We start from the raw sequence: 24,497 nt of genomic DNA, 5'->3' as shown, positions 1-24,497 counted from the left end.
TCAGCCCGGTGAGACGCTCAAAAAACGTTCCAGCATGTCTGAAAAGAGAATGGTCGGCACCAGTAGCAGCATGGTGAAGGCAGCGGCTGTCAGCGTATGGCCGTCGCAGATCATTCTCAGCACCCGGAAATAGGTGGTGATCACGAGCAGCAGAAGCATGAACCAGAGCAACGCCACGAGGCCCGACAAACCGGGCATAAGCATTGTCAGCAAGATCAGTGCGCCATAGCCGTATGATAGCGGCACTGCCAGCCAGTTGATGGCGACGACCACGCTCGAAAATTTCGAGCCCATTCCAAGCAACCAGGCCAGAATCCCGACCAGAACAAGAGGCACGACCCAGTTAATCGCCTCGATCAGAGCCAGACGGAAGAAGAAGAGGCCACCAGCCTTGGCTTCGGCTGGCATGGCGGCGAGATAGGCACTTCGCCACCACATCCAGGACAAAAAGATCGCAGGCGCGGCATAGCCCATCGCCCAAAAGGAGCGAAGACTGCCACGCTCACTCAGGTCGAGATGGCGAAAGCCAGCTGGATTTTGGCGCACCAGCAGCCATAGTCCCTGGATATAGCTCTTGAACTCTTCAAGTCCTGGCATGCTCGAACCATTGCTCGATAAAGGTTTTGTAGATGCGCGTCAGCGTTTCCAGATCCGCGACCGCCACTCTCTCATCGACCATATGCATGGTTTGGCCGACAAGGCCGAACTCAACCACCGGGCAATAATCCTTGATGAAGCGGGCATCAGATGTGCCTCCGGTCGTCGAAAGCTGAGGCCGCTTCTGCGTCACCGTCTCGATCGCATCCGATATGGACGCCACCAGTGTGTCGTCTTTTGTCAGGAAGACATGGCTCGGTCGTTCCGCCCATATAATTTCATAGCGTGCCGGATCTCGCCCGGGTCGCAAGGTTGGATCCTTCGATGCTTCGTCCAGCCGGCGTTCGATCTCGGCCTTCAGGCCGTCTGCAGTCCAGGTGTCATTGAAGCGAATGTTGAAGCGTCCCGTCGCTTTGGCCGGAATGACATTGGTGGCGCTGTTGTCGACATCGATCGACGTGACTTCAAGATTGGATGGCTGAAAGTTGTCGGTACCATGATCAAAGACAGGGTGCATCAAAGCATCCGCCATTCGAACAATGGACCGTACCGGATTGTCGGCGAGGTGCGGATAGGCCGCATGTCCTTGCGTGCCAAAAACTGTAACTTCCGCCGATAGCGAGCCGCGCCGGCCGATCTTGACCATATCGCCCAGCTTGTCCGGATTGGTCGGCTCGCCAACCAGGCAGGCATCCCAGCGCTCGCCTTTCGCGGCGGCCCATTCCAGCAGCTTTATTGTACCGTTGACGGCAGGACCTTCTTCATCGCCCGTAATCAGAAGCGAGATAGAGCCCTTGGGCGGGCCATTTTCCTCAATGCTTCGCGCGATCGCAGCCACGAAGCAGGCAATTCCGCCCTTCATGTCCACGGCTCCGCGACCATAAAGCATGCCGTCGACGATCTCGGCCGAGAACGGGGGATGGTTCCAGTCGCTTTCGGTTCCCACCGGCACGACATCGGTATGTCCCGCAAACATCAGATGCGGACCTTCCGTGCCAATCCGCGCATAAAGGTTCTCGATATCCGGGGTGCCAGGCGAACTCGCCGTCATGCGCGAGACAGTAAAGCCAAGTGGCTCCAGCATGGCTTGAAGCGCATCCAGTGCCCCACCTTCGGCAGGTGTTACGGATGGGCAGCGGATCAGCGTCTGTAGGTTTTCGGTCGGGTTTTCGACAGTCATGGCAATCGCGAATTTGCAAAGAAGGAGGGAAGTCTAGGGGCGGGCTAAGGTCTAGCCGATCCAATGTCGTCTGTCACCATCGACCCTTGTACGATCAGGTCGCCGGCCAATCCGTCGCAGAACCGAAGCCGTTGGCTTGTGGCGTTGACGGCCACAGGCACAGAGCTATCAGCATGACGAATGAAATGACCGGAACGAAGATAAGGCAGGCAAATATGCCGGACAGCCCGATGTCATGGAGCCGCTTGATCGTCAGCATCACTGTCGAAAACACGGAGAGGCAGAGTGTGGCGAAGACGACAAGCGCCAAAAGCGGCAGCATCTCGTCGTCTTCGTGGTCAAGGGCAAGCTTGCTGAAAGCGAAGGAATTCACGGCCATCCAGAACAGCACACCAAGAGTGAATGCTTGGCGACCGGCGCGGCCCGACCGGCTGAAGAACAGCCATTTCGTCGTGGCCCGTCGCGCCGGCGCCTGCACGGATCAGTCTCGCAGCAATTCGTTGATACCCGTCTTGGAGCGGGTCTTCTCGTCAACCGTTTTGACGATGACCGCACAGTAAAGGCCCGGGCCCGGCTCGCCATTGGGGAAGGGCTTGCCCGGCATCGTTCCCGCGACAACGACGGAGTATGGTGGCACTTCGCCATAGCTCACTTCGCCCGTGGCGCGGTTCACGATCTTGGTCGACTGGCCGATGTAAACACCCATGCCGAGCACAGAGCCTTCACGCACGATGCAGCCTTCAACCACTTCCGAACGCGCGCCGATGAAGCAATTGTCCTCGATGATCGTCGGGCCGGCCTGCAAGGGCTCGAGTACGCCGCCGATGCCGACGCCACCTGACAGGTGGACGTTCTTGCCGATCTGGGCACAGGATCCAACCGTGGCCCAACCGTCGACCATGGAGCCTTCGCCGACATAGGCGCCGAGATTGACGAAGGACGGCATCAGGACGACGTTCTTGCCGATAAACGAACCTTTGCGCACGATCGAGCCTGGAACCGCCCGGAAGCCTGCATCGCGAAAACGGTTCTCGCCCCAGCCGGCAAATTTCGATGGCACCTTGTCCCACCATGTCGCGCCGCCGGCACCGCCTTCGATGACTTCCATGTCATTGAGCCGGAAGGATAGCAGTACCGCCTTTTTCAGCCACTGATGAACTGTCCACGCACCGTCTGGTCCGCGAGAGGCAACGCGCGCCTGGCCGCTGTCGAGCAGGTTCAGCGACGTATCCACTGCGTCGCGAATTTCACCCTTGGTCGCAGTCGTCACCGTATCGCGATTGTCGAAGGCGGCTTCGATGACCTTTTCAAGTGCGTTCAGATCCGTGGCGTTCATGAGAGTTCCTTAAACTTCGTTGTCTATCGTTGCAGCCCTGTTCGCGGTGGGGCTGTCGGAAACTGGCGATTTGCTCTACCCCATTCCCCAAGGGATGAAAACACACCCCGCATGTTTCAAGGTCGTTTAGATCTTTGCGGGCGTCACAAAAAACTCAAGGCGGAGCCCTTTGCTCCGCGGGAAGGCATGACTGGAATGGCAGATAAAAAAAACAGGCAGCACAGAAAAGATGGTGCCTGGGATCCCCTGAAGCGCAGTTCGACCGATCGACGCGAGGCAGAAGGCGTTCCGCAGACACCGCAATCGGCCTCTCCCACCTATCGTCTTGCTTATGCGGATAACGATTTTCTCTGCCGCGAGGAATTACGTCCCATCCGCTTGCAGTTGGAACTCCTGAAGCCGGAAATGATTTTGTCTGAAAGCGGCATCAAGTCGACTGTCGTGATGTTTGGCGGTGCTCGTATTCCAGCCCCGGGGCAGGACGCCTGGGCAGCACGCAATGAGGTGCAGAAGGCAAACCTTGAGGCAGCGTCTGTCTACTATGAGGAGGCGCGGAAATTCGCACGGATCTGTGCCACCCACGCAGCGAGATATGATCATCAGGAATATGTTGTCGTCACCGGTGGCGGTCCAGGCGTGATGGAGGCCGGCAATCGCGGAGCAGCGGAAATCGGTGCGCCCACCATTGGTCTCAATATCGTCCTGCCGCACGAACAGGCGCCCAACATATATGTGACTCCGGAGCTCAGCTTCAATTTTCACTATTTTGCCATCCGCAAGATGCATTTTCTCATGCGGGCAAAAGCAATCACCATCTTCCCCGGTGGATTTGGAACGCTGGACGAGTTCTTTGAATCGGCGACGCTCATCCAGACCAAGCGCATGGCGCCCATCCCGCTAATCCTGTTCGGCGAAGCCTTCTGGCGCAAGATCGTCAATTTTGAGGCTTTGGCGGATTTCGGCACCATCGCACCGGAGGATCTCGACCTCTTGCATTTTGTCGAGACCGCGGAAGATGCCTGGAAGATTATTGCCGATTACTATCAGATCGACGAATAAAAAGCCGCCTGCGTTAGCGCAGGCGGCTTGTCACTATCAATTTAGACCGGGTTCAGGTTATTCAGAATGGATGCTTGGGCATATCGTCGGCGGAGATCACGCCGTCCTTGTTACGGTCCATTCGGGTGAACATCTTGTCGGTCATAGCGAGGAACTCGTCCTTGCTGATCTGGCCACTCTCATCGGTATCGGCAATCCGGAGCATCATACCCGCCCCATGATGCTTGCGACCCATGTGGTCGCCGCGATCATTGGCGTTCCAGCGGTGCGGGCGCCAACCGTCGGGGCCATCTCCCTCTGCCATGCGGTATCCTTCTTTGCCACCATGGTCGTCACGACGCCATTTGCCTTTACCGTCGCGCGGACCATCGGCACGCATGTCCTCGGGGGGGCCGCCCTGTGGGCCATTGCCCATCATGTCGCCGCCTTCGGCAAGTTCCTCGCCGGGAGGTCCGCCGTCGGGGCCAGGCTTGTCCTTGGACGCTTCTTCGCGCATGTCCTTGCGAGCGTCGTGCCATTCTTTCATCTTGGCTTCGCGATGTTTGCGCAATTCGCCGGGTGTCAGAACGCCGTCATTGTCGACGTCGATTTCAGTAAATCGCTTTTCCGCACCGGCTGTCGCTTCGTCCTTGGAAATCTGGCCGTTCGTATCTGTATCGAACTGTTGAAGCATGCGGACAAACATGCGTTCAGGTCCGCCATGTGGCCCGTGCGGCTGCTGAGCCATGCTGGCAACTGCCGAGGCTCCGAGCATCAGCGACGCAATCGAGGTGATGATCATGGCTTTGCGGGTCATGTTGTTTCCTTCCACTTGTGTGTATGGAAGAAACTTACGACGCCGTCTGTCCAGCCCCTACTTAAACATCGGTAAGGCAGATGAAACTTTCGTAAGCTTTGCCGGGATCAGCCAATCTCGTGCAGAACGTTGTGCAGAAATGCGGTCAGATCGTCGGTCATATAATCCGCATGTCCGGCGTCTGCTGCCTCGTCGGCGCGCTCCCAGGTTTCCAGCACGGCCTCGCCCAGATTGCGTGGCACCAGCAGCACGGTCTTCATGCCCAGAGACTTCGGCACTTCCAGATTACGTGGCAGATCCTCGAACATGGCAGCATTCGCCGTGTCGACCCGATTGAGACTGAGAAACTTGTCATAGGTCTCGCCTGCGGGCTTGGGTACATAGTCGGCGGCGACAATGTCGAAGATGTCATCGAAGTGATCGAGAATGCCCAGGGCCCGGGCGGCTGCCTCTGCATGCTTGACCGTGCCGTTGGTGAAGATGAATTTGCGACCGGGGAGAGATCTGATTGCCGATCCCAGATGTTCGTCAGGCAAAAGCGCTGAATAGTCGATGGCGTGGGCCCGCTCCAGAAAATCGTTCGGGTTAATGCCGTGATGGAGCATCAAGCCGGCAAGTGTTGTCCCGTGATCTCGGTAATATTGCTTCTGAATCGTGCGTGCGGCGTCCGGCTCGAGCTGCAAAAGCTCCACAACAAAAGCCGTCATGTTGCGATCGATCTGCGCGAACAGGTTGATGTGATGGGGGTAAAGCGTGTTGTCGAGGTCAAAGACCCAGTCACGGATATGGGAGAAATCTGATTTTACGGGAAGGCTTGCTGGTTTTTTCATGCAGCCCTTATGGCAGAACTGTTGCCGGAAGAAAATCACCCGCAGACAGAAGCACTCGGCGAAAAGCTGCTTGGTGGAATAGCATTTGGCTGGCGTAATAATGGTGCTATATCGCGAGTCATGGTTCCCTCAGACGACGCATGTCCGGCCCATCTCCACGCGGTCATCCTTCAGGATCGAAAGCGCCTGCCGGCTCGGTTCTTTGCGCGCGTCTGCAATCAGACGGCAAGCCAGGCAGTCTAGCGTCAGACAAGGGTTCATATGCGCAGCCCTGCGCGTTCATCTCATCGCAACTGATATTGTCTACGTGAACGGCTTCCGGTCACTAACCTGTCCATATCGCAATGCCCTCGAAGGGAACTCCCATGGAACTATGGGCAATCATCACTTTTTTCAGCGCCTTTCTCCAGAACATGCGCTCTGCATTGCAAAAGCATCTGAAGGGCCGCATGGGCTCGACCGGCGCCACCTTCGTCCGCTTCGGCTATGGTCTCCCTTTCGCTTTTTTCTATCTGGCCCTGCTGCATATCGGTCTGGGTCGACCTCTGCCGGTCGCCAACGGCATGTTTGCCGTATGGGCAGTCATCGGCGGGTTTGCCCAGATTGCCGCCACTTTCCTGCTTGTCTACCTTTTCTCGTTCCGCAACTTCGCCGTCGGGACGGCCTATTCCAGAACGGAGCCCGCTCAGGCGGCTATACTGGCGCTCATCCTCTTCGGCGAGGGCATTTCATGGTCGGTCATTCTGGCGATTGCCATCTCTGTGGTCGGCGTCATGCTGATTTCTGTCGCCCGTACCCAAATCACGCCTCGGTCCCTCATCACATCCGTCACCAGCCGCACCGCGCAGATTGGCCTGATGTCGGGGCTGCTGTTCGGCATTTCGGGTATATCCTATCGCCAGGCATCTCTTGCTCTGGCACCCAGCCTGCCGACACCTGATGCAGTTATGCAGGCAAGCTTCACGCTCGCAGTCGTTATCGTTATTCAAACGGTTGTGATGTTGGCGTGGATGGTCTGGCGCGACCGGGACGAGTTGAAGCGTGTGCGCCAGGCCTGGAAAATTGCAACCCTTGTCGGCTTCGTCGGCGCCACCGCCTCCTTCGGCTGGTTCACTGCGATGACCCTTCAGCAGGTTGCTGTGGTCAAGGCCCTGGCTCAGGTGGAAATGCTCTTCACCTTTGCCTCATCAGTCTTCGTATTCAAGGAGAAGATCACGCCGTTGGAACTGGCGGGCTGCCTCTTGATCGTGGCGGGTATTCTGGCGCTTCTGCTGCTTTGACCTTGCGAGTCTGATTGCGATGCCATCGATATCTGCCTATCGTTGAGGTCCACTCCATACTCAGATTTCGGGCTCGCACGTGTTTTATTCGCAGTGGTTTCCTTCGCCAGTCGGCGATCTTGTGGCCGTCGCAGATGACACCCATCTGCGGGTGCTCGGTTTCGGCGATCACAAGTCTGCCAAGCCGGCGGCCCTCATTCAAAGCCTGGGTGCGCCTGTATCTCCTGATGGCAACGCGCTGACCGAACAGATTGGACGCGAACTGGACGACTATTTCCACGGCAAGTCAGCGGTATTTGCGACGCCGCTCAAGCCACAGGGAAGCCAGTTCGAGCTTGCCGTCTGGAACGAATTGTTGAAAGTGCCGCTCGCCGAAACCTGTTCCTATGGCGATATCGCGCGCAATGTCGGTGGTCTGGAAGCGGTTCGCGCTGTGGGCAAGGCCAATGGGGCAAATCCCATCGCAATCGTGATCCCTTGCCATCGCTGTATCGGGGCCGATGGTTCACTCACCGGGTATGGAGGCGGCCTCTGGCGCAAGAAATGGTTACTCCGCCATGAGGGAGAGATGAAGCCGGTGGGTCTGTTCGCGCTTTGATCGTGGCGGCGGCTTGAACGGTTTGGGTCACTGCACCCAAAATTGTCTCTTGCAAATCGTTCGGATATCAAGCGTCTAAACCTGAAGGGCGACCTTGAAAGAGCACTCTACTGCGCCATCTCGCAGTCTGATTGTCGCGGTTGACCGCACAAGAGCACACTTGCCGAGGAAAACATGAACTCAGAGACGAAGACAGGTCCGGCAGGTGAGCAGCCTGAAGCCTATCCAACACGTTGGTTGGCGCTCGTCGTGATGATGGCGGCCAACTTCATGAATTTGCTGGACGTTACCATCGTCAACGTTGCGTTACCCAGCCTGCAGGGTGACCTGGAGGCCGATTCAAGCCAGATCGAGTGGGTGGTCGCCGGTTACGTCCTCGTGTTTGCGCTCGGGCTTTTGCCTTTTGGCCGATGGGGCGATGTCAAAGGCAAGAAGCGCGCTCTTTTGCTGGGCATATCCTTCTTCACCCTGGCCTCGGCACTGTGCGGCATAGCTGCGAACATCGAAATCCTTGTCCTTTCGCGCTTCATCCAGGGTGCTGCGGCGGCTCTGATGACACCGCAGGTGCTGGCAATCGCGCAAGTCATGTTCCCTCCGAAGGAAAGAGCGGCAGCTTTTTCGCTGTTTGGATTGAGTGCGGGCCTCGCCTCTGTGTCGGGGCCAATCATCGGCGGATGGCTGATCGGCATGAATTTCTTTGATCTTGGCTGGCGGCCAATTTTCCTTATCAACATTCCCATCGGCATTATGGCGGTAATACTCGGGGCGCGCCTGATCCCCGCCATTCCTGCAAAGCCGGGACAAAGAAACGACTTTGTCGGCATTGCCATCGCCGCTTCGGGTATTTTCTGCATTATCTTCCCTCTGGTCGAGGGACGGGGTTTCGGCTGGCCCGCATGGAGCTTCGTCATGGTCGCTGCGGCACTTCCGTTGTTCTTCGCGTTCTACCAATGGGAATGCCGTCAAAATGCACGGGGAGGGCCAGAGCTCCTGCCTGTCAGCCTGATGCGCAATTCGACCTATGTCGTCGGTGCGCTGATGACGGCGATCTTCTTTTCCTCCCTGCCGGGCTTTTTCCTCATCTTCGCAATGTTCTTGCAGTCTGGTTTCGGCTTGACGCCTTTGCAGTCGGGCCTGACGACAATGCCTTTTTCGGTTGGCGTCTTTTTCGCCTCGATCATTTCCGGCCGCATCGGCAATATTGCGCCGCGCACGAGAATAGCCATTGGCGTGGTCATGGTATTTGTCGGCATGTTGGCGCTACGCTTTGTGGTTCAGGACTTCTCCGACAGCATTGAACGCACCCACATGCTGCCATTCCTGCTGCTCGCAGGTCTGGGATTGGGGATTGCGATTGCGCCCATGTTCCAACTCGTTCTGGCGGGCGTTCCGCCTCATGATGCGGGATCAGGATCCGGAGCTCTTCAGGCAATCCAGCAAATGGGCTCGGTATTCGGCATTGCCATTGTCAGCCAGATCTTCTTTTCGCATCTGGAAGGTGCGTTGGGCAGCGGAATAGCCCAGCACGCGGCTTACATCGACAGCTTTTCCCTCGGACTGATCTATAATTTTGCCGCCTATACGCTCGTTCTGATCGCGGTTCTTCTGCTGAAACAGAAACATCCAGTTGATGCCGTAGCGGTACCCGTGGTTCACGACTAGCACCAAAGAAAATGGCCCGCCGGTTTCCGGCAGGGCCATTTTGCTAATATGGGGGATGTGGTTCGACCTTAAGGAACGATCAGCGTACCGGCGCCACCTTCGGTAAAGATCTCCAGCAACACGGCATGGGAAACCTTGCCGTTAAGGATGACCACGCCCTGGACGCCGGACTGGATCGCGTCGATGCAGGTTTCGACCTTGGGGATCATGCCCCCGGAAATCGTGCCGTCCTTGATCAGCGCACGGGCTTGCGTCACCGAGAGTTCCTTGATCAGCTCACCGTTCTTGTCGAGAACGCCGGGAACGTCGGTGAGAAACAGCAGGCGCGTTGCGCGCAGGGAACCTGCAATCGCACCGGCAAACGTATCCGCATTGATATTGTAGGTATGACCGTCGCGACCAGGTGCGACCGGTGCGATGACCGGGATCATTTCCGACTTGGCCAACAGGTCCAGAAGCGTGCGGTCCACTTCGACCACCTCGCCGACAAATCCCAGGTCCAGCACACGCTCGATATTGGAATCGGGATCGACCACGGTCTTCTTGGCCTTCTCGGCAAAGACCATATTGCCGTCCTTGCCGCACAGACCGATGGCCCATTCACCGGTCTGGTTGATCAGCGCCACGATTTCCTTGTTGATCGAACCCGCCAGAACCATTTCGACGATCTCGACGGTCTTCTGATCTGTCACGCGCAGACCGCCCTCGAATTTCGATTCGATACCCATCTTGCTCAGCATGGCACCGATTTGCGGTCCGCCGCCATGTACCACGATGGGGTTCACGCCGGACTGCTTCAACAGCGCCACATCTTCGGCAAAGGCCTTGCCAAGTTCGGGGTTTCCCATGGCGTGCCCGCCATATTTCACAACGATGGTCTTGTTTTCGTAGCGCTGCATAAACGGTAGCGCCTGAGCAAGCAGTCTTGCCTGCGTTTCGCTTTCGGAAGCGGTCATGAATTACCCCTTGTATTGGCTCGCGGCGTTTTAGCGCAACTCGGCCCGCGAGGGAATAAACTTGATTAAATACAGATTGTGCTAATGATCTGTCCGAGGTTCTTGAGCGTAGTGAACTTTGGGAACGCAATCGGATCTGTCATCAGGAATGCCGGTTGGAGGAAGGGATCTGAAGCTCATGCCTGGCGAAAGCATCGACAATCTGCTCGGACGAACGGCGCTGAGGGACAGAAACGCGTTCGAAACGCTTTATCACGAGACCAGCCCGAAACTTTTCGGCATCTGTATTCGTATATTGAAGAACAGGCACGAAGCGGAAGATGCGCTTCAGGAAGTTTTTGTAAAGATCTGGCGGCGAGCGGAAAGCTTCGCCGCTTCCGGAACCAGCCCCATGGCCTGGCTTGCCGCAATCGCGCGCTATCACTGCATAGACCGTTTGCGTGTTCGACAGCCGGAGGGAGCGACCATTGATGAAGCCGAGGAACTGCCGACATTGGACCGGGATCCAGAGCAGAATGCGGTGTTGAGAAGTGAAGGCGTGCGCATTGACAGCTGTCTTCAAGAGTTGGAGTCTGACAGGGCTCAGGCGGTCCACCGCGCCTATGTCGAAGGCGCAAGTTATCAGGAGCTTGCAGAAGGCTTCGGTGTGCCGTTGAATACGATGCGAACCTGGCTTCGCCGCAGCCTTTTGAAGTTGAGAGAGTGCATGGAGAGATGACCACTCCGGATCAAAGCAAGGGAGAACGCTCCCGCGACGAAGTTCTAGCCGGCGAATATGTGCTTGGCGTGCTTGCGACGACGCAGCGCCGCGAAGTCGAAGAGCGCATGCGCAACGATCGCCGCTTTGCCGATATCGTCTTCCGTTGGGAAGAAAACCTCTCTCGCTTCAATGACGACTATGAAGAGCATGCAGCACCCGAGTTCGTATTTGAGCGGATTGAGGAACGGCTTTTCGGTAAGGGCGACGAAAACCGCGCCATGTCGAGCGGGGTCTTCTCCATCTGGCAGTCACTCGTCTTCTGGCGCGGAGTATCGTTCACCGCGCTCTTCATGCTGGCCGGACTTGCCGGATTCGAAATTGCAGATCGCCTGCGACCCGGCGCGACACCGCTGATTGCCGAGATGAGCGGTGAAGACAACGCCATCAGCCTGGTTGCGCGCTATGACGATTTGACCGGAACCCTGAAGGTGACGCCAGTGGCCGCCGGGCCTGCGGAACCGAAATCGCTTGAGCTCTGGTTGATAGAAGGCAATGACGCACCGCGTTCCCTAGGCGTTCTGCCGCAGTCCGGTGAAGGCGAGATCATCGTCCCGCCAAGTCTCAAGAAGCAGCTCAAGGCCGGCGTGACTCTTGCTGTCAGTGTGGAGCCCCTGGGCGGATCTCCAACCGGACAGGCAACCGGGCCTGTCATCGCCGTGGGCGCAGCCCATCTATGATGCAGCCGACTATCTGCCCGGCTCAGGTGCACGATGATAGGTCTGCCTTCAGATAAAGCCTAATGATATTAAAGGTTTAAGTTTAGAAGAGAAATTTTCTGCTTGTCGCTGAAACTTGTTTCTCTTTCGTCTCGTCACTGCTCATGATCCCGCAAAGGAGATCGAGAGGTTACGGGGCAGCCCGGCAAAAATGCCAAGGCGCGGCCCCGGACATAACGTGAGGAGAACTATTATGATCAAGTCCACACTCCGTCTGCTTGCCCTTGCCACCGTCCTCGGCGTCGGCTCCGTTGCCGCCCATGCTGAAAACCCGATGGTTGGCGGTGCAGCGATGTATGATAATAAGAACATCGTCGAGAACGCAGTCAATTCCAAGGACCACACAACACTGGTCGCTGCAGTCAAGGCCGCCGGTCTTGTTGAAACACTGCAGGGTCCTGGCCCATTCACAGTATTCGCCCCGACCAATGAAGCATTTGATGCCCTGCCAGCCGGGACGGTCGAGACCCTGTTGAAGCCAGAAAACAAGGATCAGCTCACAAAGATCCTGACCTGCCATGTCGTTGCAGCTGACGCCATGTCGCCTGCGATCGGCAAGATGATCGCCGATGACGGCGGTACCCATGCCGTCAAGACTGTGGGTGGTTGCGTGCTTCAGGCCAAGATGGACGGCGACAAGCTGACTCTGACAGATGAAACCGGCGGCGTTGCCACCGTGACCATCGCTGACGTCAAGCAGTCGAACGGCGTCATCCACGTCATCGACAAGGTGCTGCTGCCAAAGATGTAAGATAGTTTACGGCCGGTTCAATTGCCCGGCCGCTAACTTGGCGCCATCTCAGGCGCCGGGATCGATGGCCTTGAGGATCGCTTCGCGCAGCTCCTCGAGGCCATTTCCTTTTTCGGATGAGGTGTGGAGCACTCCGGGGAAGGCCGCAGGCCGCTTGCGGATTTTCTCTGCCGTCTCGCTCAGCAGGCGGCCGATACCGGCCTCCTTGATCTTGTCGGTCTTGGTCAGCACGATCTGGTAAGATACCGCGGCCTTGTCGAGCAGATCGAGTACCTCGTCATCATTCGGCTTGATGCCATGGCGCGAGTCGATCAGCACATAGACGCGCTTCAGCGTTGAACGCCCCCTCAAATAATCGAATACCAGCTTGGTCCAGGCATCCACATTCTCCTTGGGTGCCTTTGCGTAGCCATAGCCGGGCATATCCACCAAGGCCATCGGGGGCAGGTCGCCGCCTTCACCCGTATAGCCGTCCGGAACGAAGTAATTCAGTTCCTGGGTTCGTCCGGGCGTATTGGATGTACGAGCAAGGCCCTTGTGCCCGACCAGCGCATTGATCAGCGACGACTTGCCTACATTGGAGCGTCCTGCGAATGCCACCTCTGCTGGTCCTTCCGGCGGCAGGAATTTCATCGCCGGCACGCCGCGTATGAAGATCCACGGAAGTCCGAAAATTTGCGGTTCACCGGCTGGCTTGGTTGGCGTCATCTTGGTGTCTCTTTGCTGTCTTGCGCCGGACTTCCGGGTTTTTGCCGTCCGTGTCAAGGCCATGGGGTCATCCAGGCCTGACAACAGTGGAATCTAACCGTAACGAAAAAGCCCCGGAACAAGGTCCGGGGCTGGTTCGCTATTTGGTTTCTGCGGGCTTCTTTCGTCGGAACAGCCCCTTGAGATTGTCGAACAGTTCAACCTTGACGCCATGGCGCTTCATGATGATCGACTGCTGCGTAATCGACAGAGTATTGTTCCAGGCCCAGTAAATCACCAGACCAGCCGGGAAGCTTGCCAGCATGAAGGTGAACAGAACCGGCATCCAGGTAAACAACATGGCCTGTGTTGGATCGGGCGGCGTCGGGTTCATGCGCATCTGCAGGAACATTGTAACGCCCATGATGATCGGCCAGATGCCGAGGTGCAGGAAGGCCGGGCCGTCGAAAGGTAGCAGGCCGAACAGGTTGACGATTGTCGTCGGATCCGGCGCAGAAAGGTCCCTGATCCAGCCGAAGAAAGGCGCGTGTCGCATTTCAATGGTGATGTAGATGACCTTGTAGAGGGAGAAGAACACCGGGATTTGCAGAACGACCGGCCAGCAACCCGCAACCGGATTGATCTTCTCGGTCTTGTACAGCTCCATCATGGCCTTTTGCAGGGCCATCTTGTCATCGCCGAACTTTTCTTTCAGTTCCGCCATTTTCGGCTGAACGCGCTTCATGTTCGCCATCGAAGCATATTGCTTGCTGGCAAGCGGGAAGAACAGGCCCTTCACGACAATGGTGGTCAGCAGGATCGCAACACCGAAGTTGCCGATATGACGGAAGAAGAAATCCATCAGCATGAACATCGGCTTGGTGAAGAAGTAGAACCAGCCCCAGTCGATCAGCAGGTCGAAGCGCGGAACGGAGTAGTTGGTGATCGTCTCGGACTTGCCACCAAGCACGCTGGCGAAGAGCTTGCCGAACCACGAGTCGTCACGTGCATAGCCGTCAACGACCGGGACTTCCTTGGCACCGGCAAAGACCAGTGTCTTCAGCGTCGTCGATTGCCCCGGAGCAATCGCGACCGCGTCATTCTTGTAGTCGGCCTGGAAGCGCGGCTTTCCGTCGGTGAAATGCGAGAAGCGCGAATCATAGGCAACGCCCTGTGGCGGCACCAGAGCAGATGCCCAGTACTTGTCTGTAATGCCGAGCCAGCCGCCGGTCGCCTTGGCATTGGTCATCGATTCTTTTTCGATGGCGCTGTATTTTTCTTCCGTCAGACCATTATTGCTGCCCAGAACGCCCAGGAAGCCTTCGTGGATGACGTATACCGATGGGGTAAGCGGCTTGTTGTATCGCGTGATGCGGCCGTAAGGCGCAACATTGGCAGCGGCGGTCCCGCTATTGGAAATCGTATCCTCGACCGTGAACATGTAATGATCGTCGATCGAGATCTTGCGGCTGAATGTCAGACCCGCATCATTCGTGTAGGTCAGCGTGACCGGCGTTTCCTGGGTGAGCTTTGCTCCCTCAGGTGCGGCCCAGACCGTAGCCGGCCCCGGAGCGCTTCCGGCGCCTTCACCAGCAATATAGCCGAGTTCAGCAAAATAGCCGTCGGCAGTATCCGAAGGATTGAACAGCGTGATCAGCGGGCTGCTTTTGTCGACTGTCTCGTGATATTCTTTCAGCTTAAGGTCGTCGAGGCGTGCGCCGGTCAGATTAATCGAACCGATGACGGCGGGTGTTTCGATCTCAACGCGGGCTGACTTCGCGATCGCGTCGTCACGGCTCATTTCCTGGCTGCCCTGCGCGCCGGCCGGCAATGCGCCCTGGACGCTGCCAGCAGGGGCGGTTGGATCCGCAGCTGGCTTGTCTTTGGCTGCGGCCAGTTCCGTCTGCTGCGCGGCTTCAGTGGCCTTCCGCTGCGCTTCGATGCGCGGGTTCATATAGAGAAATTGCCAAGCCAGAACGATGAGCACGGAAAGGCCGATCGCGATCATATAATTGCGTTTGTTATCCATCATACTTTCCTGGAAGGGGGCGCGTTGGACCGCCCTTTTTTCGGTCTGGCTTCTATACGCTCGGTCAGAAGACTTGATAGCTGCGCAAATGGCGCGCTCAGAATGTCTCGCCGAGCGACAATCACATAGTCAAGTCCGGGCTGCATTGCAAACCCTGCTGACAAGCGAACAGCCTCTTTCAAACGCCGGCGCATTCTGTTGCGCTCGACGGCATTGCCATGCTTCTTGGTGACGGTAAAGCCGACGCGTGGCGCGGTGTGCGGTTCTCCACGGTCGAGAACTTCCATAAGGAAGAGTGGTCCTCGCCGTTTTTCGCCTGCGCGAACGGCAAGAAACTGCGGTCGGCTTTTCAGCCGCCCGACAGTTTTTTCGGATGTCTCAGACGTCATGCGCCCGGCTTTCGTAGCGGGCACATCGGGCCTTAGGCCGAAAGACGCTTGCGACCGCGTGCGCGGCGAGCTGTGATGACCTTGCGGCCACCCTTGGTTGCCATGCGTGCACGAAAGCCGTGACGGCGCTTGCGGACAAGCTTGGACGGTTGATAAGTACGCTTCATTTTTTTAATACCGCGGTGTGCGGCCCTTCTTGAAGTTGCATTGCTGCAAGAGCGTGGGTTGCTTGTTCAATCGGCGGTCGGCACGGCAAAAGCCGGCACAGTGGCCGAATGTGCGCGGCTTATACGGATTGAGGCCTCTTGAGTCAATCGGCAAGGCGGTGCGAATGTGCCGCAGGAACCCTGTATAGCCGGGCAATTGGAAATAATGTGGCGATACACTAAACTACGCCCTCAATTTGCCGTGAGTGCATGGCAGCCGAACGATATGATGGTGAACATTGATATGGAGCTGGGAGACTGCGATGCGTGACCACGAGCGCAACGGCGCGATCGCAAACGATGATCTTCCCGGCGGACAACCGAATTGGCTGAAAGGCCTTTCAGCAAAATTGCTGTGGCTGACCGTTGTCTTCGTCATGCTGGCGGAAGTCCTGTTCTTCCTGCCCTCTGTCGCCAATATGCGTCTTATGTGGCTGCATGACCGTCTGAATACGGCTGGCGCGGCAGGGGTCGTGATTGACGGCTTGCAGCCGCTGGAATTGCCCCGCAAGGTGCAGGATGATGCATTGATGGCGACCGGCACCAAAGCCATTGCACTGCGCACCGATGGCGCCTCCAAACTTTTGGCCATGGAGAATATGCCGCCTCAGGTGGATGCCAGCTACGATCTGACCGATGTTCCGCTTCTGGATTCCATGCGCGATGCGCTTGAAACGCTTCTGATTGGCGGAAATCGCATATTGCGCGTCTACGGTCCCGTCGGCGAGGGTGACGTCGAGGTCGAGCTCGTTCTGGAAGAGCGAAGCCTGCGCGATGCGATGCTTGTCTTTGCACGCCGCATCATTCTCATCTCTCTGGTCATTTCCATCATAACCGCCTTGCTCATCTATCTTGCAATCAACCGTATGCTGATCAGGCCGATGCGCAAACTGACGCGTAGCATGCAGACCTTTGCCGAAAACCCTGATGATCCGGCCAGCATCTTGAAGCCGGCGCGCGGCGGCGACGAACTGGCATTCGCCGGCCGCCATCTGGCCTCCATGCAGGAGCAATTGCAGCGCACGCTCAAACAGCAGAAGAACCTGGCGGATCTCGGCCTCGCCGTCTCCAAGATCAATCACGACATGCGCAACATTCTGGCATCTGCCCAATTGATGTCCGACCGTCTGGTGGATGTTGAAGACCCGATGGTGAAGTCCTTCGCGCCCAAGCTTCTGAGAACCATCGACCGCGCGGTCGGTTACACCAGCGAAGTACTCGCCTATGGTCAGGCGACCGAGGCGGAACCCCGGCGGCGCCTGTTTCCTCTGGTCAGTCTCACCCAGGAGGTGCGCGATATTCTGGCGGTCGATCCGGAGAGCGGTGTCGAGATTGTTGAAACCGTCGCCCACGACATCGAAGTGGATGCCGACAGCGAACAACTCTTCCGCATCGTCCACAATATCTGCCGCAATGCGGTACAGGCGCTGGTCAATTTTGCGCCCGGCCAGTTGGACGTCACGCGACGCATGACGATCTCTGCGCGGCGAATCGGCAGCGTGGTCTCGATCACCGTTGACGATAATGGTCCTGGAATGCCGCCGAAGGCACGCGAAAACCTGTTTGCAGCGTTTCGAGGATCGGCCCGGTCTGGCGGAACTGGTCTGGGGCTGGCGATTGCCCGCGAACTGGTGCTTGCCCATGGCGGTACGATCGCTTTGGTGGAAAAACCCGGACCCGGCACCATGTTTCGCATCGAAATTCCGGATCGGCCGGTCGTGCTGGACGATTGGCGTTTTCGCGCCTGAGCGGAAAATAGCCTTTGAATGCAAATGCGGAATCGGATTTCCGATGCGCATCGTCGATTTTTTTTGAATTTCACTTGCATTCAACTCTGTGACGCTTTAGAGGATCGCCACGCCGCCGGAAATGACCGGCTCGGCACGCACCCGTAGCTCAGCTGGATAGAGCACCAGACTACGAATCTGGGGGTCAGGAGTTCGAATCTCTTCGGGTGCGCCATTTCTTTTTTCCAAACCAGAAAAATGACAGCTGTGTTAAGGCGCGCCCGACCTTCGCATCTTATCGATAAGGCGCTTGCGCGGTGAAGATTGGCGCGACACGGGCACCAGGCCTGTGGGGCGATTCTGACTTGATAAAACAGGCTACAAATCGCGGCGCCCCATGAGTCAGGGCGCGCAGAAGGATTTGTAGAGCACTTCAATCACATTGCGTGCCGGCTCGCTCTCTATCCGGTACCAGATTGTCTGGCCATCGCGGCGGCCCGCGATAATGCGGTCCCGGCGCAGCAGCGAGAGGTGTTGCGACACAGTCGAATCACGAATGCCGAGAAATTCAGCCAATTGGCCGACAGATCTCTCGCCTTCGATGAGCTGACACAAGATGAGGAGACGGTGGCGGTTGGCGAGTGCCTTCAGGAGCTCGCTCGCGTCGTCTGCCGCGACTTGCATGGAATCTGGATTGACGTTCATTGATACGAATATGCGTTGATTTGAAGTTCTGGTCAACTGCATGTCAATGACGGACGGATAGGTCGAAGGTACCAGAGGGAGAAATCAGCCTGCAAAAAGGATATCCATGCTCAGCAGTGCTGCCAACAGGCACCACGTCAACCATTTGCGCTCAGCCGGGTTTCCCGAATCGTCTCGCAAGGCTGTGCAGCAACCGCAGCGACCTATATGCTGATCGCTGAATATTGGCATAAAGAGCGACCACTGCCGGGCACCTGCGCCGAATGCAGCGAAAGAAATTGAAATGCGTTTCGCGTCCAATCTAGTCTTCTTGTCCGTGATGAGCCTGGCTGTGTGCGCCTGCGGCGGCCGCCCCGTTGGCGTCATGGAGCCCCTTGGAAGCTCGATCGAGGGAACGTCCAAGGTCCACCTGATTGCGGCAACCACGCGAGCACCGGCTGACGACAAGGCAATCCTCTTCTCAGGCGAACGCGGAAGCGGCCTGATGGCCGACGCAATCACGGTCTCCATTCCGCCAGATGCCAACCGCAAGATCGGCGAAGTCCAGTGGCCAAAGAAATTGCCGCCCGATCCGCAAAAGGAATTCGCGACCCTTTCTGTCAAACCGATGACATCTGAAGCCGATGCCAAAGCCTGGTATAGGCAGAATTCCACCGATACCCGTCGCGTTCTGGTGTTCGTCCATGGTTTCAACAACCGCTACGAAGATGCAGTCTATCGCTTCGCCCAGATCATCCATGACAGTCGCTTCGATGCAGCCCCCGTCCTTTTCACATGGCCCTCGCGTGCCAGCATTTTCGACTACAATTACGACAAGGAAAGCACCAATTACTCGCGCGACGCGCTGGAGGATCTGTTGCGCCAGATCGTTGAGGACAAGTCGGTGAGCGATGTCACAGTCATGGCCCATTCGATGGGAACCTGGCTTGCTGTCGAAGCTTTGCGGCAGATGGCCATCCGCGACGGCTCGCTGTCGCGCAAGATCTCCAACGTGATTCTCGCCGCGCCGGATCTCGATGTCGACGTTTTCGGGCAGCAATATGCGGCAATGGCGGCGGCAGAATATGTGCCTCATTTCACGCTGTTCGTATCCCGAGACGATCGGGCCCTCACGCTCTCCCGGCGCATTTCCGGTAACATTGACCGCCTGGGTCAGATCGATCCGAGCCAGGAGCCTTACCGCAGCCAGCTTGAAAATGCCGGCATTACGGTTCTCGATCTGACAAAGTTGAAATCAGGCGATCGGTTGAACCACGGCAAATTCGCAGAAAGTCCGGAAGTGGTGCGGTTGATTGGCGACCGCCTGATTGCCGGCCAGACAGTAACCGATAGCCAGGTTGGCTTGGGGGATGCCATTGGGGCGGTGACGATTGGAGCTGCCAGCACGGTTGGACAGGCCGCCAGCACCGTCATCAGCACGCCCATCATCATTTTCGACCCTACCACCCGCCGCAATTATGGCCGCCAGTGGGAGAGGCTTGGTGACAGCACAGCGGGCACAATTGGTTCCGTCGGTGACGGCTTGAGCGCCACCGCACAAAAATAGGCGGATCACGACTGCATTTGACAACAAATGCATTGGGCAATGGACGCTGCTCCTATATCAAAAGTGACAGCGAGACACCCTTGCCGGCGCGTGATTGCAAATCCTGTAAACGCGCCTCGGCCAGGCTGTCGGGATGCGCAGCAAATGCAAACGGGAAAGTGCAATATGCGTTGGAAACGGACCATTCAGCTCCTTGATGTTCATTGTGAAGGTGAGATCGGCAAAGTGGCGATCGGCGGCGTGCCAAAAATTCCAGGCGCAACCGTTGCCGAGCAGCTTCACTGGCTGAATACCGACCCCAAGGGACAAGAACTCAGGCGCTTTCTGGTGCTTGAACCGCGGGGTGCGCCGATCGGATCTGTAAACCTGCTCTTGCCGCCGAAACATCCAGACGCTGATGCCGCCTTCATCATCCTGCAGCCAGACCAGGCGCATGCCAGCTCCGGCTCCAATTCGATCTGCGTAACCACGGCATTGTTGGAAAGTGGCATCGTCGAGATGCGGGAGCCGGAAACGGAGGTGGTGCTCGAAACGGCAGCGGGGCTCGTTCGCGCTCTGGCCACCTGCAAGGACGGTCGTTGCGAGCGGGTCAAGCTCACCATGGTGCCATCCTTCGTGCACACCCTGGACCTGGAGCTCGATACACCTGAATGGGGTCGCATCAAGCTCGACATCTGCTATGGCGGCATCTTCTATGCACTGGTGGACGTGTCCCAGATCGGTACGACAATCGACAAGGCCAATGCCCGCCAGCTCGTGGAAGCAGGCATGACCTTGAAGACGATGATCAACAGGACGATCCCGGTCGTCCACCCGACCATTCCGGCTATCGAAGGCGTGGCCTATGTCATGTTTCGCGACATAGACCCTGATGGCGCGGTGCGAACCTGCACCACCATGTGGCCTGGTCGAGTGGATCGTTCTCCGTGTGGCACCGGTAACTCGGCCAACCTCGCAACCTTGTATGCGCGCGGAAAGGTGAAAGTCGGCGAGATACTGAAATCCAGATCGATCATTGGCTCGGAATTCGAGGTTGGCATTTCAGGGACCACCGAAATTGCGGGGAAAACGGCAGTGGTACCAACAATTTGCGGCCGAGGCTTTACGTTCGGTTTGCATCAATTGGCCCTGGACCCCTTCGATCCACTCGCTAATGGTTTCGCCCTGACGGATGTCTGGGGACCCTCTGCTGGCGGAATCGGCGACTAGCGCTTCACCTTGTCAGTTGACGAGCATGACGGCCTGAAGCGAGCTTTCGACGCTGGGCCGCGTGGCTCAACCATGGCTTCAACCGGGCCATAAGTCAGACATTAATAATACACTAATGACGCGACCGAATTCGACAGTTCGGTAAAATTGCATCTATTTGCTTCAGCCAATCTCAGCCTCCCTTTGATATTGATCGTGCCAAGAAGCATGAAAATCGGGGCTTTCCGTGCCGTCGCCACTGGTTGCATAGATCAGTCAACCGTCGACACGATGCGAAGGCCCACTCAACGGAGAGTGGCGATGACGATTTTGATTGTCGAAGATAATGCAACCAATGCAATGATCTTGAAGCGCATTGCGGAAAAGGTGACGGCAGAAGACGTGGTGGTCGAGCCTGATGCTGGTGTCGCTCTCAAACGCTGTCATGGTGAGCAGTTCAGCTTTCTGATTGTGGATCAGATCATGCCCGGCATGTCCGGTGTCCAGTTCATCAAAGCGGTACGCATGATTGGACGCTATGACGACGTGCCAATCGTAATGGTCACAGCCGACCACGAGCCCAAGCTGCGCGACGAAGCGATTGCGGCCGGTGTCAGGGATTTTCTGACGAAGCCCATCGATACAGTGGTCCTGCGCGCTATCCTGTCATCCCACCGGGATTGCGAGGAAACGCTTGTCCGCTCTGCCTGAGTTCAAGCAAGGGATGGTCGCGATGAACAAAATCATAATTGCTGCACTGATATCCGCAACGGTCTGGACGGCGCCATCCCATGCGCTGGACGTCCCCACCGGCGATGTCATTTTGACGGTCAAGGGTGCGGTCGGCGAAACCAATCACGGGTCGCAAGCTGTCTTCGACCGAGAAATGCTGGAGGCTCTCGACGGGCGCGTGGCGAAGATGGAGACGCCTTGGACGACGGGACAGGTCGAGTTTTCAGGTCCCTATCTGCGCGCGGTTCTCAATGCCGCCGGGGCCAAGGGTTCCTACCTCATCATACGCGCTCTCAATGACTATTCGGCGCGAATTCCGATTGCGGACGCGGAAAAGCTGGACACCATTCTGGCCAGTCGGATGTTCGGCAAGGAAATGGTCGTGCGGGACAAGGGGCCTTTGATGTTGGTCTATCCATTTGATCAGGACAAGGCGCTCTACAACGAGAAGTACTTTGCCCGCTCTGTATGGCAGATCAAGGAAATCGAGGTCGCTGAGTGAAAACAATCGCACGAACCAGCGGTGACATCATTCGCAATGCAGGAAAGACCACACTTATCCTGCAAATACTGTCTGCTGTCCTGTTGTTCGTATTGCTGTTGCTGTTCATCGATATTTCCGGCCGCTTCCGCTATCTGCAAGACGGCATCCGCGAAAACGCGACCTGGTCCGTTTATCAGCTCGATCGCGAAGCGCGCACGCTCAATCACACTCTGGCGACTATCCGACACTTGCCGGAACCAACGCCGGTCGCTCTCAAAGAGCTTTCGACGCGCTACGACATTTTCTACTCGCGCACCAAGCTCGTGCAGGAATCGCGCTTCAGCGATTATTTTGCCAAGGACCCAAGCGTGCAGCGTCTGGTTGTCGAAATCAGAGCGCAGGTCTTGGCGCTTCAGCCCTTCTTCGACGGGATTGCGACTGGTCGCCAACCCAAGGCACAGGCTTTGGCCACCGTTCAGGAAGAGCTTGCACAGGTCAGTGCGCGCACCGAAGAGCTTCTTGTCTATACCAATACCCATTTGAGCGAGGATCGCGCCGAAAACAGGACAATGATACTCGAACTTGAAAAGACCTCGGCGATCATGCTTGCCTTGCTTATGAGTTCGGTGGTGTTCTTGGTCGTGACGCTTCGTCGCCAGTTGAAGTCTGTTCGTGCCGCGGGCCTCACTCTGGAGGAGATGGCCGGCGAACTGACGGTGGCATATGAGGCGGCGGATGCGGGAAACCAGGCAAAATCGCAATTCATGGCGACCATGAGCCATGAAATCCGCACACCGCTCAATGCCATCATCGGCATGTCGGAACTGATGGAATTCTACGATTTGCCGAATGAGGCGGCAGAGAGCGCGAAAACCATTCGCGCATCCGGCGAAGCATTGCTGGATGTTATCAATGAGATTCTCGACTATTCCAAGATTGAGCATGGAAAGCTGGAGCTGGAAGAACGCGCGGTCGACATAGGCAGTCTTGCGGAGGCCGCCGTCAGCATCGTCAGGGCGCGTGCCGATGAGCATGGCAACGCGGTCGTGCTGGACATTCCAGATAGTCTCCACGCAAGTTATGTACGAACAGACCCCACCCGCCTGCGCCAGGTGCTTCTCAATCTGTTGAGCAATGCGGTCAAATTCACCAACAAGGGCACCGTTACATTGCGGGTCAGGGAGTTCTATCGCGGCAGCGACCTGATGCTCCGTTTCGAGGTGGAAGATACGGGTATCGGCATCGATGAAACGGGTCTCGACAAGCTGTTCAAGCCATTTTCACAGGTCGATGCCAGCATCAGCCGTCGATACGGTGGTACCGGCCTTGGCCTGACGATTTGCAAGGAGATCATAGAGAAGCTGGGCGGCGAGCTCGGAGTGAGCAGCACAGTCGGAGTCGGCAGCATTTTCTGGTTCGAGCTGTCGGTCGTCGCGACCGACAGGGAGGCCGTCGGACGCGAAATTATGGCCGGTGAGCGCAGGGCCCAGATACCGCGCCGCAAGATCCTTCTCGTGGAAGACAATGCGGTTAACCAGAAAGTTGCGCTGAAATTCCTCGAGCGCCTCGGCCAGGATGTGACAGTCGCGAGCGACGGCGCGGAAGCCGTGGCACTCAGCGAAACGGACGTCTTTGATCTGATCTTTATGGATATGCAAATGCCTGTTCTGGATGGCATTGAAGCAACGCGCCGGATCATCGCTCGAGGCGGACCGTCGAGCAAGGCCGCGATCATTGCCATGACTGCCAACGCCTCCGATGACGATCGCCGTCGCTGTGCCGACGCGGGTATGGTGGCATTCGAGTCCAAGCCCGTGACTATGGATCGCCTCAGAAGCGTGATCGTCACATTCTCAACCGAATTCGGAATGGCAGAAAGATACGTATCTGAGCCATTAAAAGAGGAGGGTAATGCAATAGTTGAGCAGTCATTGGAGCCAGTGCCGCGTTCTCTGGCAGACCTCCCGGAATTTGCAGGCCTCGATGAAATGCGCCAGAACGAACTCGTCGATGCGCTCGGCAAGGACGTCTTCAACGAACTGGTCGAGTCCTTCTTCGCCGATGCCGTGGTCCTGTTGAAGCAACTGGAGCGCGCCCTTGCGTCCAACGATACGGCAACAATCGATCTCGCTTTGCACACCATAAAGGGCGCCGCCATCAATGTCGGCCTGAATGGCATTGCCGGCAAGGCTCATGAACTTCGATCCGTCGAGCCAACGGAATCGGACCTGCGCGAACTGAACGATGAAATTGAAGCGCTCAAATACAAGCTTGTAGCTTGAA

General features: G+C 57.0%; 26 protein-coding genes and 1 tRNA gene. 15 read left to right on the top strand and 12 right to left on the bottom strand.

Annotated features, from left to right (window positions below):
* The 4 genes from ACWPM9_RS18495 to dapD form a co-directional block, all read right to left on the bottom strand.
* Positions 1 to 597: a hypothetical protein gene (locus ACWPM9_RS18495; RefSeq protein ID WP_484756089.1), complete on the bottom strand. Its 597-nt coding sequence runs from the start codon at positions 595 to 597 to the stop codon at positions 1 to 3.
* The gene (gene dapE / locus ACWPM9_RS18490; protein WP_484756088.1) at positions 584 to 1,777 is read right to left on the bottom strand and encodes a succinyl-diaminopimelate desuccinylase; all 1,194 of its coding nucleotides are present in this window, start codon (positions 1,775 to 1,777) and stop codon (positions 584 to 586) included. The genes ACWPM9_RS18495 and dapE overlap by 14 nt, the downstream gene beginning before the upstream one ends.
* A 94-nt stretch (positions 1,778 to 1,871) precedes the next feature.
* Complete coding sequence (locus ACWPM9_RS18485) at positions 1,872 to 2,255, bottom strand: DUF805 domain-containing protein (RefSeq protein ID WP_428186105.1); 384 nt, start codon at positions 2,253 to 2,255, stop codon at positions 1,872 to 1,874.
* A gap of 3 nt (positions 2,256 to 2,258) precedes the next feature.
* Positions 2,259 to 3,113: a 2,3,4,5-tetrahydropyridine-2,6-dicarboxylate N-succinyltransferase gene (dapD, locus tag ACWPM9_RS18480; RefSeq protein ID WP_484756087.1), complete on the bottom strand. Its 855-nt coding sequence runs from the start codon at positions 3,111 to 3,113 to the stop codon at positions 2,259 to 2,261.
* Between the two features lie 195 nt (positions 3,114 to 3,308).
* On the opposite strand from dapD, the gene ACWPM9_RS18475 reads away from it, so the two are divergent.
* A complete protein-coding gene (locus ACWPM9_RS18475; protein ID WP_428186103.1) occupies positions 3,309 to 4,172 on the top strand; it encodes an LOG family protein in 864 nt (287 codons plus the stop codon).
* A gap of 61 nt (positions 4,173 to 4,233) precedes the next feature.
* Here the strand turns inward: ACWPM9_RS18475 and ACWPM9_RS18470 are convergent, their stop codons facing one another.
* Positions 4,234 to 4,968, bottom strand: coding sequence for an EF-hand domain-containing protein (locus ACWPM9_RS18470; protein WP_484756086.1), 735 nt, complete (start codon positions 4,966 to 4,968; stop codon positions 4,234 to 4,236).
* A 107-nt stretch (positions 4,969 to 5,075) separates the two neighbouring features.
* Positions 5,076 to 5,798, bottom strand: a complete 723-nt coding sequence (locus tag ACWPM9_RS18465) for a pyrimidine 5'-nucleotidase (RefSeq protein ID WP_484756085.1) — start codon at positions 5,796 to 5,798, stop codon at positions 5,076 to 5,078.
* A 9-nt stretch (positions 5,799 to 5,807) separates the two neighbouring features.
* Between ACWPM9_RS18465 and ACWPM9_RS18460 the strand changes: the two genes are divergently transcribed.
* From ACWPM9_RS18460 to ACWPM9_RS18445, 4 genes are all read left to right on the top strand, one after another.
* Positions 5,808 to 6,041, top strand: coding sequence for a hypothetical protein (locus ACWPM9_RS18460; RefSeq protein ID WP_484756084.1), 234 nt, complete (start codon positions 5,808 to 5,810; stop codon positions 6,039 to 6,041).
* 122 nt (positions 6,042 to 6,163) lie between these two features.
* Positions 6,164 to 7,078: a DMT family transporter gene (locus ACWPM9_RS18455; protein WP_484756083.1), complete on the top strand. Its 915-nt coding sequence runs from the start codon at positions 6,164 to 6,166 to the stop codon at positions 7,076 to 7,078.
* 79 nt (positions 7,079 to 7,157) lie between these two features.
* Positions 7,158 to 7,676: a methylated-DNA--[protein]-cysteine S-methyltransferase gene (locus tag ACWPM9_RS18450; protein WP_484756082.1), complete on the top strand. Its 519-nt coding sequence runs from the start codon at positions 7,158 to 7,160 to the stop codon at positions 7,674 to 7,676.
* A gap of 174 nt (positions 7,677 to 7,850) precedes the next feature.
* Positions 7,851 to 9,338, top strand: coding sequence for an MFS transporter (locus ACWPM9_RS18445; RefSeq protein WP_484756081.1), 1,488 nt, complete (start codon positions 7,851 to 7,853; stop codon positions 9,336 to 9,338).
* A 68-nt stretch (positions 9,339 to 9,406) separates the two neighbouring features.
* Here the strand turns inward: ACWPM9_RS18445 and argB are convergent, their stop codons facing one another.
* On the bottom strand, positions 9,407 to 10,294 hold the full coding sequence (gene argB, locus ACWPM9_RS18440) for an acetylglutamate kinase (RefSeq protein WP_428186096.1): 888 nt from the start codon (positions 10,292 to 10,294) through the stop codon (positions 9,407 to 9,409).
* A 178-nt stretch (positions 10,295 to 10,472) separates the two neighbouring features.
* On the opposite strand from argB, the gene ACWPM9_RS18435 reads away from it, so the two are divergent.
* From ACWPM9_RS18435 to ACWPM9_RS18425, 3 genes are all read left to right on the top strand, one after another.
* Entirely contained in the window at positions 10,473 to 11,012 is a 540-nt protein-coding gene (locus ACWPM9_RS18435) for a sigma-70 family RNA polymerase sigma factor (RefSeq protein ID WP_484756080.1), read from the top strand.
* Positions 11,009 to 11,731, top strand: a complete 723-nt coding sequence (locus ACWPM9_RS18430; protein WP_484756079.1) for an anti-sigma factor — start codon at positions 11,009 to 11,011, stop codon at positions 11,729 to 11,731. The genes ACWPM9_RS18435 and ACWPM9_RS18430 overlap by 4 nt, the downstream gene beginning before the upstream one ends.
* A 232-nt stretch (positions 11,732 to 11,963) precedes the next feature.
* Positions 11,964 to 12,521 (top strand): fasciclin domain-containing protein, encoded by a 558-nt coding sequence (locus ACWPM9_RS18425; protein WP_484756078.1) that lies wholly within the window; start codon positions 11,964 to 11,966, stop codon positions 12,519 to 12,521.
* 48 nt (positions 12,522 to 12,569) lie between these two features.
* Here ACWPM9_RS18425 and yihA read toward each other — a convergent pair whose 3' ends face one another.
* From yihA to rpmH, 4 genes are all read right to left on the bottom strand, one after another.
* A complete protein-coding gene (gene yihA, locus ACWPM9_RS18420; RefSeq protein ID WP_428186092.1) occupies positions 12,570 to 13,229 on the bottom strand; it encodes a ribosome biogenesis GTP-binding protein YihA/YsxC in 660 nt (219 codons plus the stop codon).
* A 139-nt stretch (positions 13,230 to 13,368) separates the two neighbouring features.
* A complete protein-coding gene (yidC, locus tag ACWPM9_RS18415; RefSeq protein ID WP_484756077.1) occupies positions 13,369 to 15,240 on the bottom strand; it encodes a membrane protein insertase YidC in 1,872 nt (623 codons plus the stop codon).
* Positions 15,237 to 15,626, bottom strand: a complete 390-nt coding sequence (rnpA, locus tag ACWPM9_RS18410) for a ribonuclease P protein component (RefSeq protein ID WP_428186090.1) — start codon at positions 15,624 to 15,626, stop codon at positions 15,237 to 15,239. The genes yidC and rnpA overlap by 4 nt, the downstream gene beginning before the upstream one ends.
* Before the next feature lie 32 nt (positions 15,627 to 15,658).
* The gene (rpmH, locus tag ACWPM9_RS18405; RefSeq protein ID WP_428186089.1) at positions 15,659 to 15,793 is read right to left on the bottom strand and encodes a 50S ribosomal protein L34; all 135 of its coding nucleotides are present in this window, start codon (positions 15,791 to 15,793) and stop codon (positions 15,659 to 15,661) included.
* Positions 15,794 to 16,095: 302 nt separating this feature from the next.
* On the opposite strand from rpmH, the gene ACWPM9_RS18400 reads away from it, so the two are divergent.
* Together ACWPM9_RS18400 and ACWPM9_RS18395 are read left to right on the top strand one after the other, a co-directional pair.
* Complete coding sequence (locus tag ACWPM9_RS18400) at positions 16,096 to 17,580, top strand: ATP-binding protein (RefSeq protein WP_428186088.1); 1,485 nt, start codon at positions 16,096 to 16,098, stop codon at positions 17,578 to 17,580.
* A 137-nt stretch (positions 17,581 to 17,717) separates the two neighbouring features.
* A tRNA-Arg gene (locus tag ACWPM9_RS18395) sits at positions 17,718 to 17,794 on the top strand.
* 167 nt (positions 17,795 to 17,961) lie between these two features.
* Here ACWPM9_RS18395 and ACWPM9_RS18390 read toward each other — a convergent pair.
* Complete coding sequence (locus ACWPM9_RS18390) at positions 17,962 to 18,264, bottom strand: ArsR/SmtB family transcription factor (protein ID WP_484756076.1); 303 nt, start codon at positions 18,262 to 18,264, stop codon at positions 17,962 to 17,964.
* A gap of 277 nt (positions 18,265 to 18,541) precedes the next feature.
* Between ACWPM9_RS18390 and ACWPM9_RS18385 the strand changes: the two genes are divergently transcribed.
* The 5 genes from ACWPM9_RS18385 to ACWPM9_RS18365 all read left to right on the top strand — a co-directional run bounded on the left by ACWPM9_RS18385 (position 18,542) and on the right by ACWPM9_RS18365 (position 24,496).
* On the top strand, positions 18,542 to 19,810 hold the full coding sequence (locus ACWPM9_RS18385) for an alpha/beta hydrolase (RefSeq protein WP_484757677.1): 1,269 nt from the start codon (positions 18,542 to 18,544) through the stop codon (positions 19,808 to 19,810).
* A 165-nt stretch (positions 19,811 to 19,975) separates the two neighbouring features.
* Entirely contained in the window at positions 19,976 to 21,019 is a 1,044-nt protein-coding gene (locus ACWPM9_RS18380) for a proline racemase family protein (RefSeq protein ID WP_484756075.1), read from the top strand.
* 300 nt (positions 21,020 to 21,319) lie between these two features.
* Positions 21,320 to 21,709 carry a response regulator gene (locus ACWPM9_RS18375; protein ID WP_428186084.1) on the top strand — a complete coding sequence of 130 codons (390 nt, stop codon included), beginning with the start codon at positions 21,320 to 21,322 and terminating at the stop codon, positions 21,707 to 21,709.
* Positions 21,710 to 21,731: 22 nt separating this feature from the next.
* Positions 21,732 to 22,232, top strand: a complete 501-nt coding sequence (locus tag ACWPM9_RS18370) for a putative pterin-binding protein (protein ID WP_484756074.1) — start codon at positions 21,732 to 21,734, stop codon at positions 22,230 to 22,232.
* The gene (locus tag ACWPM9_RS18365; protein WP_484756073.1) at positions 22,229 to 24,496 is read left to right on the top strand and encodes an ATP-binding protein; all 2,268 of its coding nucleotides are present in this window, start codon (positions 22,229 to 22,231) and stop codon (positions 24,494 to 24,496) included. The genes ACWPM9_RS18370 and ACWPM9_RS18365 overlap by 4 nt, the downstream gene beginning before the upstream one ends.
* Position 24,497 lies beyond the last annotated feature (1 nt).

Source organism: Agrobacterium sp. H141 (genome assembly GCF_057158725.1).
The sequence above is the reverse complement of the archived record's forward strand: the minus strand, read 5'-3'. Positions and strand labels throughout refer to the sequence as shown.